A 14,277-nucleotide genomic window follows, 5' to 3' on the forward strand; every position below is an offset into this window, starting at 1 on the left:
CGCTCGATCACCCTCCGCCGGATGCGGGCTCACCACTGCGAGGGTCGGTAGTCCTTCAGGAAGACGCCGAACAGGTCCTCGCCGGCCTCGCCGCGCACGATCGGGTCGTAGACCCGGGCGGCTCCGTCGACGAGGTCGAGCGGGGCATGGAAGCCCTCCTCGGCGAGCCGCAGCTTCGTCGGATGCGGGCGTTCGTCGGTGATCCAGCCGGTGTCCACGCTCGTCATGAGGATGCCGTCGTTCTCGAACATCTCGCGCGCGCTCGTGCGCGTCAGCATGTTCATCGCGGCCTTCGCCATGTTGGTGTGCGGGTGGCCGGGGCCTTTGTATCCGCGGCTGAAGACGCCCTCCATCGCGCTCACGTTCACGACGTAGGTGCGCGCGAACGGTGACGCCGCGAGCGAGGGCCGCAGCCGGTCGACGAGGATGAACGGGGCGACCGAATTCGCCAGCTGCACCTCGAGCATCTCGAGCGGCTCCACCGATCCGACGGCCTGCGTCCAGCTGTTGACGTCGTGCAGGTCGGGCACGAGGCCGCCGGCATCGATCGCGGTTCCGGCCTTGTGGCGGGCGAGGGATGCGCTCCCGGCCGTCATCGCCGCCTGCGTCAGATGCTCGGCCTTCGCCGCGGCTGCTGCGAGGATCGGGTGGGCGGAGACCGACTCGGCCAGGGCGAGCGGGTGCGGATCCATCGTGTGCCCGAAGGTGACGAGCTCAGGCAGAGGCCCGTCGGGCAGCGGGGCCAGCTCCGCTTCGATGAGCGGCTGGTAGGCGCCGGGGGAGCGCCGCACGGTCTGCGCGGCGTTGTTGATGATGATGTCGAGCGGTCCGGCCGCGGCGACCGACTCGGCGAGGCCGATGACCTGAGCGGGGTCGCGCAGGTCGATGCCGACGATGCGCAACCGGTCGATCCAGTCGGCCGCGTCAGGCAGGGCCGAGAACCGGCGCACGGCATCCCGCGGGAACCGCGTCGTGATCGTCGTGTGGGCGCCGTCGCGCAACAGTCGCAGGGCGATGTACATGCCGATCTTGGCGCGCCCGCCGGTGAGCAGCGCGCGGCGTCCGGTCAGGTCGGTGCGGGCATTCCGCTTCGCGTGGTTGAGGCGTGCGCAGTCGGGGCACAGCTGGTGGTAGAAGGCATCGACGAGCGTGTACCGCTGCTTGCAGATGTAGCACGCCTGAGGGCGCGTGAGCTCGCCCGCGAAGGGCGCCTCGGTCGACGAGCTGATGTCGACGCCGCGCGTCTCGTCGTCGATGCGATCGGGGGAGCCGGTCGCCGTCGCCTCGATGACGGCCGTGTCGGCCGCGAGCACCTCGGCGCGCCTGGTCATGCGGCGATGCACCTTGACCGCACGGAACATGTGGGCGGTCGCGTGCCGCACCGCGATGAAGTCGGGATGCTCGTGGTCGAGCTCGTGCAGCGTGCTCAGCACCCGCAGTGTGGCGGCGAGGTCATCCGGATCGATCGCGGGGTGGTCGGAGGGCACACGCCAGGTTATCGGCTAGGCGATGGTCGTCCCGAGCAGGGCACCGATCGCGAACGTCACGGCCAAGGCGATCGCGCCGCCCAGCACCACGCGCACGGTCGGCTTGAGCCAGGGGCTCTTGCCGAGGTAGGCGCCGAGCGCCCCGGTGATGCCGAGCGCGACGAGGGTGGCGACGAACGCGATCGGAATGCGCAGCTCGGCCGGCGGCAGGGTGATGGCGAGCATGGGCAGCACGGCACCGAGCAGGAAGGCCAGGAACGAGGCCCACGCGGCCTGCCAGGGCTTCAGCACCTCGTTCTCGTCGATGTGCAGCTCGGCTTCGAGGTGCGCGCCGAGGGCATCGTGCGCCGTGAGCTCCTCCGCGACCTTCTGCGCGGTCTCGGGGCTGAGCCCCTTCGCCTGGTAGATGCTCGCGAGCTCCGCGAGCTCCTGCTCGGGCATCTCCTCGAGCTCGCGCTTCTCCTTCGCGATGAGCGCGGTCTGACTGTCGCGCGCGCTCGCCACCGAGACGTACTCGCCGAGGGCCATCGAGATGGCGCCACCGACGACCGCGGCTGCGCCCGCGGTGATGATCGGCGCGAGCTCGCTCGTCGCTCCGGCGACGCCGACGACGACCGCGGCGACCGAGACGATGCCGTCGTTCGCCCCGAGCACCCCGGCGCGGAGCTTGTTGAGCCCGTCGCTGAACGCGCCGCGGTCGTGGGGTTCGGCGTCGTGCGGGGTGTGGTCGGAGGAGGTCGTCGAGCCGTCGGTCATGCCTTCAGTCAACTCGTCTCCACCTCAACCCTCAAGGAAGGCAAGCCTGAGCTATGCATCGGCCTGTCATTCCGGTTTCGGCATACGCGGGTGCGTAGAGTCGAGAGCATCTGGCGAGCATCCGTTCGCACCCCGCGCCGGCTGGGAAGTCGCATACCGACCCCGAAGGCTGCTGTGTCCTCTCTCTCCTCTGTCTCCCCTTCCGGTTCCCTCGGCGCGCTGCGCCCGACGACCCCGCGCAACCCGGGGGCCCCGCAGCTCACCGCGTCGTACGGCGCCCTCATGCGCACCGTGCGCGATGCCGGGCTGCTGCGTCGCCGCGAGGGGTTCTACTACGCGGTCTTCGGCGCGCTCGCGCTCGCCCTCGGCGGCATCATCACCGGCATGGTGCTGCTCGGCGACAGCTGGTTCCAGTTGCTCATGGCCGGAGCGCTCGGCATCGTCCTGACGCAGATCGCCTTCGTCACCCACGAGGCCTCGCACCGCCAGATCTTCGCCTCCGGCCGGGTGAACGACTGGGTCGGTCGCATCCTCGCGACCGCCGTCGTCGGCATCAGCTACCACTGGTGGATGCACAAGCACACGCGCCACCACGCGAAGCCGAACCAGAAGGGCGCCGACCCCGACATCGAGCAGGACACGATCGCGTTCCTGCCGGAGGACGCGGCGAAGTCGGGCCGCGTGTTCGCGCTCATTACGCGCAATCAGGGCTGGCTGTTCTTCCCGCTGCTCACCCTCGAGGGCATCAACCTGCACGCGCGCTCCATCGCCTCGCTCTTCGAGCGCGGCCGGGTCGAGCACCGGATGCTCGAGCTGGGTCTGATCGCGCTGCGGCTGGGGCTGTACGTCGCCGTGCTGTTCTGGTTCCTGCCGCTCGGCATGGCCTTCGCCTTCCTCGGCGTGCAGCTGGCGGTGTTCGGCGTCTACATGGGTGCGTCGTTCGCGCCCAACCACAAGGGCATGCCGATCCTCGAGGCCGACAGCCGGCTCGACTTCCTGCAGCGCCAGATCGTCACCTCGCGCAACCTCAAGGGCGGGTGGTGGGCGACGGTGCTGTTCGGCGGGCTCAACCACCAGGTCGAGCACCACCTCTTCCCGAACATGCCCCGCCCGGCTCTGTCACGAGCGCGCGACATCGTGCGCGAGTACGCCCAGTCGACGGGCATCCCGTACACCGAGACGGGCATCCTGCGCTCGTACGGCATCGTCGTGCAGTACCTCAACCGGGTGGGGCTGTCGGCTCGCGATCCCTTCGACTGCCCGCTCGTCAACCAGTTCCGGCGTTCGGCCTAGGCGCGCCCGCCGGCCGGTTGGCTCGGCAGCCTGCCGGCTCGCCGGCCGCCGCGTTCCTAGCCGACGAGGTGTGCCCCTTCTGTCATGAGTGGCGGAACTTTTCGCACCTCATGCCAGAAACCACGCCACACGTCGGGGGAGGCCGGCCTCAGCGCTGGTGCTCGGTCGCCAAGGCCGCGGCGCCGATGATGCCGGCGTTGTTGCGCAGCGCAGCCGGCACGATCGGGGTGCGCACGTCGATCAGCGGCACGAACTCCTCGTGCTGCTTCGAGATGCCGCCGCCGATGACGAACAGGTCGGGCGAGAACAGCCGCTCGAGGTAGCCGTAGTAGCGGGTGAGGCGAGTCGCCCAGTCGGCGAACGAGAGCCCCTCGCGCTCGCGCGCCGAGTTCGCCGCCCCGGTCTCGGCATCGCGGCCGTCGAGCTCGAGGTGACCGAGCTCGCTGTTGGGCACGAGCACGCCGTTGTAGATGAGGGCGCTGCCGATTCCCGTGCCGAGGGTCGTCATGAGCACGAGCCCGCGCTGCCCGCGTGCCGCACCGAACACCGCCTCGGCGTAGCCCGCCGCGTCGGCGTCGTTCACGAAGTGGATGTCGCGGCCGAGCGCCTCGCTGAAGGCGGTGTCGGCGTCGAGGCCGATCCAGCGCTCGCTGACGTTCGCCGCCGACATCGTGCGGCCGCGCAGCACGACCGCGGGAAAGCAGACGCCGATGTGGGCGACGTCGTCGAGCGCGGTTCCGCTCAGGTCGCTGAGCTCGTCGGCCAGCTGGCGCACGCTCGTGATGATCGCCTCGGGCTCACCGCCGTCGGGGGTGGGCAGCTTGACGCGCTCGCTGGCGAGCTCGCCCGCATCCAGGTCGACGAGGGCCCCCTTGATGCCGGTGCCGCCGATGTCGATGCCGAGAGCGAGAGCCATGGGCGGGTCCTTCCGGTCGAGGTGCGGCTGAAGTGCGGGCGGGCGCGTGGTCAGGGCAGCGTCAGGATCTCGGCGCCGCGCTCGGTCACGACGAGCGTGTGCTCGAACTGGGCGCTGAGCGACTTGTCCTTTGTCGTGACCGTCCAGTCGTCGGCCCAGAGGTCCCACTCGATCGTGCCGAGGGTCAGCATGGGCTCGATCGTGAACACCATGCCCACCTCCATCACCGTGGCGTAGTCGGGCGCGGCGTCGTAGTGCGGCACGATGAGCCCGGAGTGGAACGAGCGCCCGACCCCGTGGCCGGTGAAGTCGCGCACGACGCCGTAGCCGAAGCGCTTCGCGTAGGCCTCGATCGCGCGGCCGATCACGTTGATCTGGCGGCCGGGCGCCACGGCCTTGATGCCGCGGTTGAGGGCCTCCTGCGTGCGCTCGACGAGCAGGCGCGCATCCTCGCTCGGGGTTCCGGCGATGAAGGTCTTGTTGAGGTCGCCGTGCACGCCGTTCTTGTAGGCGGTGATGTCGATGTTCACGATGTCGCCCTCGGCGATGACGGTGTCGTCGGGGATGCCGTGGCAGATGACCTCGTTGAGGCTCGTGCAGCACGACTTCGGAAAGCCGCGGTAGCCGAGGGTCGAGGGGTAGGCGTCGTGGTCGAGCAGGAACTCGTGGGCGATGCGGTCGAGCTCGTCGGTCGTCACGCCGGGCGCGATTGCCGCACCGACGGCTTCGACGGCCTGCGCGGCGATGCGTCCGCTGTGGCGGATGAGCTCGATCGTCTCAGCGTCGTAGACGTCGCCGCCGACGTGCGGGGCGGGCATCGGCTTGCCCACGTACTCGGGGCGCGGGATGCTCAGCGGCACGGTGCGCTGCGGGGAGAGTCGCCCGGCGACGAGGTGACCAGAGTCGTCGCGAGGCATAGGGTCGAGTCTACCGAGCCGCGCCTGCGCCTCGGCGCGGGGGAGGAGCGGCTCATGGCCGAGCACGACGACAAGCACTGGTGGTACAACCACAAGACCGGCGAGGTCGAGCAGGGCCCGCAGTCGCTCGGCAGCGACCGCGACGGCCCCTACGCGAGCGAGGCCGACGCCCGCCGCGCCCCCGAGATCGCGCGCGAGCGCGCCCGCGCGTGGGCGGCCGACGAAGAGGAATAACCTCCGCCACCCGACCACCCCAGATCTGGGCCGAAACGGCGCATCCGGGTCCGCTGACAGCCCGTTCGGGCCAGATCTGGCAGAAAAAGGCGGAAGGCTGCGCTAGTCGGTGCGGTCGCGCAGGGCCTGCTCGGCGCTCTCGTCGCTGTAGCTGTGCGCCTCGTCGGGGTAGGCGCCCGACTCGACGTCGGCCTTGTACGCGAGCGCCGCATCCCGCAGCACCTGCCGCAGGTTGGCGTACTGCTTGACGAACTTCGGGATGCGCCCGCCGGTCAGCCCGGCCCAGTCGGTCCAGACGACGAGCTGGCCGTCGCAGTGCGGGCCGCCGCCGACGCTGATCGTCGGAATCGACAGCTCGGCCGTAATGCGCTTCGCGACCTCGGCCGGGATCATCTCGAGCACGACGGCGAACGCGCCGGCTTCCTCGACCGCGTGCGCGTCGGCGAGAAGCTGCTCGGCCGCCTCGCCGCGGCCCTGGATGACGTGGCCGCCGAGCCCGTGCTCGCTCTGCGGCGTGAAGCCGATGTGGGCCATGACCGGGATGCCCGCCGACACGATGCGGCGAATCTGCTTGGCCGACCGCACCCCGCCCTCGAGCTTCACGGCGTGCGCGCCCGTCTCTTTCATGAACCGGAACGCCGTGTGCAGGGCCTCTTCGGGCCCCGTCTCGTACGAGCCGAAGGGCATGTCGGCGACGACGAGGGCGCGACTGACGCCGTTGACGACGCCGCGCGTGAGCGGGATGAGGTCGTCGATCGTGACGGGCAGCGTCGTGTCGTAGCCGAGCACGGTGTTGCCCGCCGAGTCGCCGACGAGCAGGAAGTCGATGCCCGCCTCATCGAAGATCTGCGCCGTGAGCACGTCGTACGACGTGAGCCCGGTGATCTTGATCCCTTGCTCTTTCGCTCTCGCGAAGTGACGGGTGCGGACGCGCTTCGGTGCCTCAGCCATGCGCCCCACCCTAGCCCGCGCGTCAGCGAGTCGGGCGGTAGGTAATCGGCATCCGCCGGTCACGACCGAAGGCCATGCCCGAGATCTTCGGCCCGATCGCGCCCTGCCGGCGCTTCCACTCGGCGCGATCGACGAGCCGCGTGACGAAGTCGACGGTCGCGGCATCGAAGCCCAGGGCCACGACGTCGTCGCGCCCGAGCTCGCGCCCCACGTAGGCGTCGAGGATCGCGTCGAGCACCTCGTAGGGCGGCAAGGTGTCCTGGTCGACCTGGCCGGGCCGCAGCTCGGCGCTCGGCGGCTTCACGATGGAGTTCTCCGGAATAGGCGGGGTCTCGCCGCGCGCCTGCGCCGCCTCGTTGCGCCAGCGCGCGAGCTCCCACACGAGCATCTTCGGAACATCCTTGATCGGTGCGAACCCGCCGACCGAGTCGCCGTAGATCGTCGAGTAGCCGACGGCGAGCTCGGTCTTGTTGCCCGTCGTGAGCACGAGGTGCCCGTGCATGTTCGACAGCCCCATGAGGATGATCGCCCGGATGCGCGCCTGCAGGTTCTCGGCCGCGACGCCGTCGAGCGCGAGCTGGGTCTCGACCGGCGCCACGAGGTCGGCGATCGGCTCGACCGAGTAGTGCAGCCCGATTCGCTCGGCGAGGTCGTCGGCGTCGCTGCGCGAGTGGTCGGAGCTCCAGCGCGAGGGCATCGAGACGCCGTAGACGTTCTCGGCCCCGATGGCATCGGCCGCGATGGCCGCGCACACGCTCGAGTCGATGCCGCCCGACAGGCCCAGGATCACGCTGCGGAAGCCGTTCTTGCGCACGTAGTCGCGCGTGCCGGTGACGAGGGCGTTCCAGAGCTGCTCGCGGTCATCCGGCAACACGGCGATGTCCGCCGGCACGGGATGCTCGCTCGGGGCCCCGCCACCCGCGAGCTTGACCCGCCGGACGTTCGGGGGCAGCTCGGTGTCGGTGGCCGCGGCCGCCTCGACGTCGACCACCAGCAGGTGCTCCGAGAACTGGGGGGCACGGGCGAGGATGCCGCCCTGCCCGTCGACGACGACGCTGTCGCCGTCGAACACGAGGTCGTCCTGCCCACCGACGATGTTCACGTAGGCCACGACGGTGTCGGTCTCGACCGCGCGGCGCGTGACGAGCGGCAGCCGCACCTCGTCCTTGTCGCGCTCGAAGGGCGAGGCGTTGATGACGAGCAGCACGCCCGCGTCCGACTCGAGCACGCGGCCGACCGGCCCGCCGTCGCGCCAGAGGTCTTCACAGATGATGAGCGCGACGTCGACGCCGCCGAGCCGCAGCACGAGCAGCTCGTCGCCCGGGATGAAGATGCGGTACTCGTCGAACACCCCGTAGTTGGGCAGGTGGTGCTTGGCGTAGCGGGCGACGATGCGGCCGCCCTGCAGCACGCTCGCGCAGTTCTGGGCGATCGCGGTGGGCGCGTTCGACGTGCCGAGCAGCCGCGGCTCGTGCGGGCCGTCGGGATGCCCGACGACGACCGGGAGGTGTCCGAGACCCTCGGCCTCGAGCCGTGCGGCGAGGGCGGTGACGGCCGTCCCTGCGTCCACGAGGAACGACGGTCGCGAGGCCAGGTCCTCGATGGGGTAGCCGGTGAGCGCCATCTCGCCGAGGGCGAGCAGATCGGCGCCCTGCGCGGCCGCCGCTCGCGCCGCTGCGACGATCTGCTCGGCATTTCCGGCGAGGTCGCCGACGACGGGGTTCGACTGGCCGAGAGCCAAGCGCAGGCGGGGCATACCCGTTAGCCTAATGGCGGGTTTTCGGCCGTGATCGAGGGAGAGATGTGAGCACCGGACTGGGTGGCATGGACAAGCAGCGCGACTTCGTTCTCCGCACGATCGAGGAGCGCGGGGTCAAGTTCGTGCGACTGTGGTTCACCGACGTCGTCGGCACGCTCAAGATGGTCGCGGTCGCCCCAGCCGAGGTCGAGGGCGCGTTCGCCGAGGGCCTCGGCTTCGACGGCTCGGCCATCGAGGGCTTCTCGCGGGCCTACGAGGCCGACGTTCTCGCGCACCCCGACCCGACGACGTTCCAGATCCTGCCCTGGCGCGGCGAGGTCGACCCGACCGCGCGCATGTTCTGCGACATCACCACCCCCGACGGTCAGCCGGCAGCAGCCGACCCGCGCCACGTGCTCAAGCGCACGCTCGCCAAGGCCGCCGAGCGGGGCTTCACGTTCTACACCCACCCCGAGATCGAGTTCTACCTGCTGAAGAGCAGCAAGTACGGCCCGGAGGGCCCGCAGCCGGTCGACGCGGCGGGCTACTTCGACAACGTTCCCGGCGGCACGGCCCACGACTTCCGTCGTCGCGCGGTGCGCATGCTGGAGGACCTCGGCATCTCCGTCGAGTTCAGCCACCACGAGGCCGGGCCCGGTCAGAACGAGATCGACCTGCGGTACGCCGACGCCCTGACGACGGCCGACAACATCATGACCTTCCGCACGGTCGTGAAGGAGGTCGCCATCGAGCAGGGCGTGTACGCCACGTTCATGCCCAAGCCGCTGGCCGCGCATCCCGGATCGGGCATGCACACGCACCTCTCGCTCTTCGAGGGCGACACGAACGCGTTCTTCGACCCGGCCGGCCAGTACCAGCTGTCGACCATCGGCCGGCAGTTCGTCGCGGGCCTGCTGACTCACGCCCCCGAGATCACGGCGGTCACCAACCAGTTCGTCAACTCGTACAAGCGGCTGTGGACGGGCGACGAGGCCCCGAGCTACGTGACCTGGGGCCACAACAACCGCTCGGCCCTCGTGCGCGTGCCGCTCTACAAGCCCGGCAAGGGGCAGAGCGCGCGCGTCGAGTACCGCGGCATGGATTCGGCGGCGAACCCCTACCTCGCCTTCTCGCTGCTGCTCGCCGCGGGGCTCAAGGGCATTGAGGAGGGCTACGAGCTGCCGCCCGAGGCCGAGAACACGGTGTGGGAGCTCAGCGAGGCCGAGCGCCGCGCCCTCGGCTACAAGCCGCTGCCGTCGAGCCTCGACCGTGCGCTGGGCCTCATGGAGGAGAGCGAGCTCGTCGCCGCGACGCTCGGCGAGCAGGTGTTCAACTACGTGCTGCTCAACAAGCGCCGCGACTGGGCGGCGTACCGCGCGCAGGTCACGCCGTTCGAGCTCGAGAGCAACCTCGAGATCCTCTAGCCCGCCCGGGCTCCCGACATGTCCCGCCCGCCCTCCACGCTCTCCGACCTCGCCCGCCTGGGCTTCGCCGAGCTGAGCGCCGCCCGAGCGACCCTCGGCGACCTCGACGAGCATCTCGAGGCATTCGGGGCCGCCGCCGACCCCGACCGAGCGCTGCGGCTCCTCGTGCGGCTGCGCGAACAGCATCCGGATGCCCTCCGCCCGGTGCTCGCCGACCCGTCCTGGGCGGCGCGGGTCATCCGCATCCTCGGCGCGAGCGAGGGCCTGGGCGAGTTCCTGCGCCGCCGCCCCGACGCGCTCGCCGCCCTGCGGAGTCCGCTCGACGAGCTGCCCGAGCCGGCCGCGCTGCGGCGCGAGCTCGTCGCGGCGGTCGACTCCGTGCTCACCGCCGCCGGTCCGACCGGCAAGCCCGAGCCGGAGGCCGCCCGCACCGCGCTGCGCGCCCGCTACCGGCACTGGGTGCTGCGGGTCGCCGACTGGGATCTCGCCCAGCCCGACGCGGTCGAGGCGCTGCCCGCGGTCGCGGCGGCCCTCGCCGACCTCGCCGGGGCCGCCCTGGAGGCCGCGCTGGTGCTGGCGCGGGCCGTCAGCACCTTCCCGACCGAGGACGTCGCGCGCACCCGGCTCGCGATCATCGGCATGGGCAAGGCGGGGGCTCGCGAGCTCAACTACATCAGCGACGTCGACGTCATCTACGTGGCCGAGGGGGCGGATGGGCTCGAGAACGGCCGTGCCGTCGAGATCGCCACCCGGCTCGCCGCCGAGACCGCTCGCGTAATCGGCGAGCCCGGCATCGAGCCCCCGCTGTGGGAGGTCGACGCCAACCTGCGCCCCGAGGGCAAGGACGGCGCACTCGTGCGCACCCTCGAGTCGCACGTGGCCTACTACGAACGCTGGGCGAAGAGCTGGGAGTTCCAGGCGCTGCTGAAGTCGCGGCCGCTGGCCGGCGACGCCGAGCTGGGGGAGCGCTACACCGCGAGCGTGCATCCCTTCGTCTGGGCGAGCTCGCAACGGCCCGGCTTCGTCGAATCCGTGCAGCGGATGCGCGAACGGGTCACCGAGCACATCCCGGCCGACGAGGTCGACGTGCAGCTCAAGCTCGGGCCAGGAGGCCTGCGCGACGTCGAGTTCACGATCCAGCTGCTGCAGCTCGTGCACGGGGCCTACGACGATCGCGTGCGGCAGGGCGACACGCTCGGCGCCCTCGGTGCTCTCGCAGAGCACGGCTACATCGGGAGGGAGGAAGCGGCGTCGTTCTCGGGCGACTACCGCCGCCTGCGGGTGATCGAGCACCGCGTGCAGCTCGACCGCATGACGCGCACCCACCTCATGCCCCGCGACCCGGAGCGCCTGCGTGTGCTCGCCCGGGCCACCGGCGTCGCCCTCACCGCCGAGGAGCTCACCGATCGCTGGCAGCAGACCAAGATCGCCGTGCGCTCGCTGCACGAGAAGCTGTTCTACCGGCCGCTGCTCTCCGCCGTCGCCGCTCTGCCCGAGGAGGGTCTCGCCCTCACCAGCGACCAGGCGGAGGCCCGGCTCGCCGCGATCGGCTTCGTCGACGCGCGGGGCGCTCTTCGGCACATCGCCGCCCTCACGAGCGGCGTCTCGCGGCGCGCGCAGATCCAGCGCACCCTGCTCCCGGTCATCCTGCAATGGCTCGCCGAGGGCGCGGACCCCGATTACGGGCTGCTCGCCTTCCGGCGGCTGAGCGAGGACCTGGGCGAGTCGTACTGGTTCCTCCGCATGCTCCGCGACTCGAGCGGGGCGGCGCAGCGGCTGACGAGCGTGCTCGCCGCATCCCGGTACGTCGGCGGGCTCTTCGAGCGCATTCCCGAGGGCGCGGCCTGGCTCGAGAGCGTCGACGAGCTGCGTCCGCGACCGCTGCCGGCGCTGCTCGACGAGGCGCGGGCCACCGTCGACCGGCACGCCGATGACGTCGACGCGGCCGCGAAGGCGCTGCGCACCGCCCGTCGGCGGGAGGTGCTGCGCCTCGCCCTGGCGGGCATCCTCGACGTCATCACGGTGCAGGAGCTCGGGCGCGGACTCGCCGACGTGACCACCGCCCTGCTCAGCGGCACGCTGTCGCTCTGCCACCCCGCGGGCGACGGCATCGAGTTCGCGATCGTCGCGATGGGCCGGTACGGCGGTGCCGAGCTGGGTTTCGGCTCCGACGCCGACGTCATGTACGTGTACCGCGATGCCGGGGCGGGCGACGACGCGCAGAAGCGCGCCGAGCGCATCGTGCACGAGCTCAAGCGCCTGACCGAGGACCTCCGTCTGCCGCTCGACCTCGACATCGACCTGCGGCCCGAGGGGCGCAACGGAGCGATCGTGCGGTCGCTCGACTCGTACCGCGCCTACTACGAGCGCTGGTCGCTCACCTGGGAGGCGCAGGCGCTGCTGCGCGCTCGGGCCGTCGCCGGTGACCCCGCGCTGCAGGAGGACTTCACACGGCTTGCCGACACCGTGCGCTACCCGGCCGCCTTCGGCGAGGCCGAGGCGCGCGAGGTGCGCCGCATCAAGGCGCGCGTCGAAGCCGAACGGCTGCCCCAGGCCGCCGATCCCGCGCGGCACCTCAAGCTCGGGCGGGGCTCGCTCAGCGACGTCGAGTGGTTCGTGCAGCTGCTGCAGCTGCAGCACGGGGCCGCGCTGCCGGCCCTCGCCACGACATCCACGCTCGACGCCCTCCAGGCGGCGGCGGATGCGGAGCTCGTGTCACCCGCCGACGCCGAGCGCCTCCGCGCCGCCTGGCTGATCGCGTCGCGCGCCCGCTCGGCGCTCACGCTGTGGAGCGCGAAGACCGGCGATGTGCTGCCGCTCGACCGTGCCCAGCTGGAGGGGGTCGCCCGGTTGATGGGCTACCCGGCCGGGGCGGCTTCGCAGCTCGAGGAGGACTACCTGCGCACGACGCGGCTCGCCCGCCAGGTGTTCGAGAAGGGCTTCTACGGCACGAGCTAGGTGCGTTCCGCATCCCGCCGCTCACGGTGCCGCCCCCACGCACGACGAGGGCCCCGATCCTGACGGAGCGGGGCCCTCGCGTGTGGTGGCTGTTCTGGCCTAGACCGAGAAGTACAGCTCGTACTCGAACGGGTGCGGACGCTGGGCGGCCGGCAGGATCTCGTTCTCGCGCTTGTACGCGATCCAGGTGTCGATGAGGTCCTTGGTGAAGACCCCACCGGCGAGCAGGAACTCGTGGTCGTTCTCGAGGGCGACGAGGGCCTCCTCGAGCGAGCCCGGGACCTGCGGGATGCCCTTGGCCTCCTCGGGCGGCAGCTCGTAGAGGTCCTTGTCGACGGGCTCGTGCGGCTCGATCTTGTTGATGATGCCGTCGAGGCCCGCCATCATCTGGGCGGCGAACGCGAGGTACGGGTTGCCGGAGGCGTCGGGCGCGCGGAACTCGATGCGCTTGGCCTTCGGGTTGGTGCCCGTGATCGGGATGCGGATCGCCGCCGAGCGGTTGCCCGCCGAGTAGACGAGGTTGACCGGAGCCTCGAAGCCCTTCACCAGACGGTGGTACGAGTTCAGCGAGGGGTTCGTGAAAGCGAGCACCGCGGGGGCGTGCTTCAGCAGACCGCCGATGTACCAGCGGGCGATGTCGCTCAGGCCGCCATAGCCGGCCTCGTCGTAGAACAGCGGCTTGCCGTCGTTCCACAGCGACTGGTGGGTGTGCATGCCCGAGCCGTTGTCGCCGAAGAGCGGCTTCGGCATGAAGGTCGCGACCTTGCCCCACTCGAGGGCGGTGTTCTTGACGATGTACTTGAACTTCAGGATGTCGTCGGCGGCCGAGACCATCGTGTCGAACTTGTAGTTGATCTCGCCCTGGCCGGCGGTGCCCACCTCGTGGTGGCTCCGCTCGACCTCGAGGCCGACCTCCATGAGCTTCAGCACGATGTCGTCGCGCATGTCGGCGTGCTGGTCGACGGGGCTCACGGGGAAGTAGCCGCCCTTGAAGGGGGTCTTGTTGGCGAGGTTGCCGCCTTCCTCGACGCGACCGGTGTTCCAGGCGGCCTCGCCCGAGTCGACCGAGTAGAACGAGGTGTTCTGCTTCACCTCGTAGCGCACGTCGTCGAAGATGTAGAACTCGGCCTCGGGCGCGAAGAACGCGGTGTCGGCGATGCCGGTCGAGGCGAGGTACTTCTCGGCCTTCTTCGCCACCTGGCGCGGGTCGCGGTGGTAGATCTCACCGGTGCGCGGGTTGTAGATGTCGAAGACGATCACCAGGGTGCGCTCGGTGCGGAAGGGGTCGACGTACGCGGTCGAGACGTCCGGGATCAGCTGCAGGTCGGACTCGTGGATCGACTGGAAGCCCCGGATCGAGGAGCCGTCGAACAGCTGGCCGACCGTGAAGAAGTCCTCATCGACGGTCGAGGCGGGGATGTTGAAGTGCTGCTGGACACCGGGGAGGTCGGTGAAGCGGATATCGAGGAACTTGACGTCCGTGTCCTTGATGAACTTCAGCACCTCGGAAGAATCACTGAACATGCGACAGATCTCCTGAGCTTGGTACCGGACGGCTGCAGGCGCAGCCACGCTCCGACCCTAGGCGGGAGGCATTTCCCGG

General features: G+C 70.6%; 11 protein-coding genes. 4 read left to right on the plus strand and 7 right to left on the minus strand.

Annotated elements, in window-relative coordinates; translation table 11 throughout:
• Window positions 1–29: 29 nt before the first annotated feature.
• Together BJ959_RS00455 and BJ959_RS00460 are read right to left on the minus strand one after the other, a co-directional pair.
• Window positions 30–1,487: an SDR family NAD(P)-dependent oxidoreductase gene (locus BJ959_RS00455; RefSeq protein ID WP_183321810.1), complete on the minus strand. Its 1,458-nt coding sequence runs from the start codon at window positions 1,485–1,487 to the stop codon at window positions 30–32.
• A gap of 15 nt (window positions 1,488–1,502) precedes the next feature.
• Window positions 1,503–2,243, minus strand: coding sequence for a VIT1/CCC1 transporter family protein (locus tag BJ959_RS00460; RefSeq protein ID WP_153981218.1), 741 nt, complete (start codon window positions 2,241–2,243; stop codon window positions 1,503–1,505).
• 174 nt (window positions 2,244–2,417) lie between these two features.
• Between BJ959_RS00460 and BJ959_RS00465 the strand changes: the two genes are divergently transcribed.
• Entirely contained in the window at window positions 2,418–3,536 is a 1,119-nt protein-coding gene (locus tag BJ959_RS00465; protein WP_424960736.1) for a fatty acid desaturase family protein, read from the plus strand.
• 148 nt (window positions 3,537–3,684) lie between these two features.
• Here BJ959_RS00465 and ppgK read toward each other — a convergent pair whose 3' ends face one another.
• Both ppgK and map read right to left on the minus strand, forming a co-directional pair.
• Window positions 3,685–4,452 (minus strand): polyphosphate--glucose phosphotransferase, encoded by a 768-nt coding sequence (ppgK, locus tag BJ959_RS00470; RefSeq protein ID WP_153981217.1) that lies wholly within the window; start codon window positions 4,450–4,452, stop codon window positions 3,685–3,687.
• A gap of 50 nt (window positions 4,453–4,502) precedes the next feature.
• Window positions 4,503–5,369, minus strand: coding sequence for a type I methionyl aminopeptidase (gene map / locus BJ959_RS00475; protein ID WP_153981216.1), 867 nt, complete (start codon window positions 5,367–5,369; stop codon window positions 4,503–4,505).
• Window positions 5,370–5,423: 54 nt separating this feature from the next.
• Between map and BJ959_RS00480 the strand changes: the two genes are divergently transcribed.
• Window positions 5,424–5,603, plus strand: coding sequence for a methionine aminopeptidase (locus tag BJ959_RS00480; RefSeq protein WP_153981215.1), 180 nt, complete (start codon window positions 5,424–5,426; stop codon window positions 5,601–5,603).
• Between the two features lie 102 nt (window positions 5,604–5,705).
• Here the strand turns inward: BJ959_RS00480 and panB are convergent, their stop codons facing one another.
• Window positions 5,706–6,554 (minus strand): 3-methyl-2-oxobutanoate hydroxymethyltransferase, encoded by an 849-nt coding sequence (gene panB / locus BJ959_RS00485; RefSeq protein ID WP_153981214.1) that lies wholly within the window; start codon window positions 6,552–6,554, stop codon window positions 5,706–5,708.
• A 22-nt stretch (window positions 6,555–6,576) separates the two neighbouring features.
• Complete coding sequence (locus tag BJ959_RS00490) at window positions 6,577–8,310, minus strand: NAD+ synthase (protein WP_153981213.1); 1,734 nt, start codon at window positions 8,308–8,310, stop codon at window positions 6,577–6,579.
• Between the two features lie 68 nt (window positions 8,311–8,378).
• Between BJ959_RS00490 and BJ959_RS00495 the strand changes: the two genes are divergently transcribed.
• Both BJ959_RS00495 and BJ959_RS00500 read left to right on the plus strand, forming a co-directional pair.
• Complete coding sequence (locus tag BJ959_RS00495; RefSeq protein WP_153981257.1) at window positions 8,379–9,716, plus strand: glutamine synthetase family protein; 1,338 nt, start codon at window positions 8,379–8,381, stop codon at window positions 9,714–9,716.
• An 18-nt stretch (window positions 9,717–9,734) separates the two neighbouring features.
• Entirely contained in the window at window positions 9,735–12,674 is a 2,940-nt protein-coding gene (locus BJ959_RS00500) for a bifunctional [glutamine synthetase] adenylyltransferase/[glutamine synthetase]-adenylyl-L-tyrosine phosphorylase (protein ID WP_153981212.1), read from the plus strand.
• A gap of 99 nt (window positions 12,675–12,773) precedes the next feature.
• Here BJ959_RS00500 and glnA read toward each other — a convergent pair whose 3' ends face one another.
• Window positions 12,774–14,198 carry a type I glutamate--ammonia ligase gene (gene glnA, locus BJ959_RS00505; protein ID WP_153981211.1) on the minus strand — a complete coding sequence of 475 codons (1,425 nt, stop codon included), beginning with the start codon at window positions 14,196–14,198 and terminating at the stop codon, window positions 12,774–12,776.
• Window positions 14,199–14,277 lie beyond the last annotated feature (79 nt).

This window comes from Microcella frigidaquae (genome assembly GCF_014200395.1).
In the GTDB taxonomy this organism is placed as follows: domain Bacteria; phylum Actinomycetota; class Actinomycetes; order Actinomycetales; family Microbacteriaceae; genus Microcella; species Microcella frigidaquae.

Coding starts and splice junctions, on each gene's coding strand:
- BJ959_RS00460 (WP_153981218.1), bottom strand. CDS start 2,243: ATGACCGACGGCTCGACGACCTCCTCCGACCACACCCCGCACGACGCC.
- ppgK (WP_153981217.1), bottom strand. CDS start 4,452: ATGGCTCTCGCTCTCGGCATCGACATCGGCGGCACCGGCATCAAGGGG.
- map (WP_153981216.1), bottom strand. CDS start 5,369: ATGCCTCGCGACGACTCTGGTCACCTCGTCGCCGGGCGACTCTCCCCG.
- BJ959_RS00480 (WP_153981215.1), top strand. CDS start 5,424: ATGGCCGAGCACGACGACAAGCACTGGTGGTACAACCACAAGACCGGC.
- panB (WP_153981214.1), bottom strand. CDS start 6,554: ATGGCTGAGGCACCGAAGCGCGTCCGCACCCGTCACTTCGCGAGAGCG.
- BJ959_RS00490 (WP_153981213.1), bottom strand. CDS start 8,310: ATGCCCCGCCTGCGCTTGGCTCTCGGCCAGTCGAACCCCGTCGTCGGC.
- BJ959_RS00495 (WP_153981257.1), top strand. CDS start 8,379: ATGGACAAGCAGCGCGACTTCGTTCTCCGCACGATCGAGGAGCGCGGG.
- BJ959_RS00500 (WP_153981212.1), top strand. CDS start 9,735: ATGTCCCGCCCGCCCTCCACGCTCTCCGACCTCGCCCGCCTGGGCTTC.
- glnA (WP_153981211.1), bottom strand. CDS start 14,198: ATGTTCAGTGATTCTTCCGAGGTGCTGAAGTTCATCAAGGACACGGAC.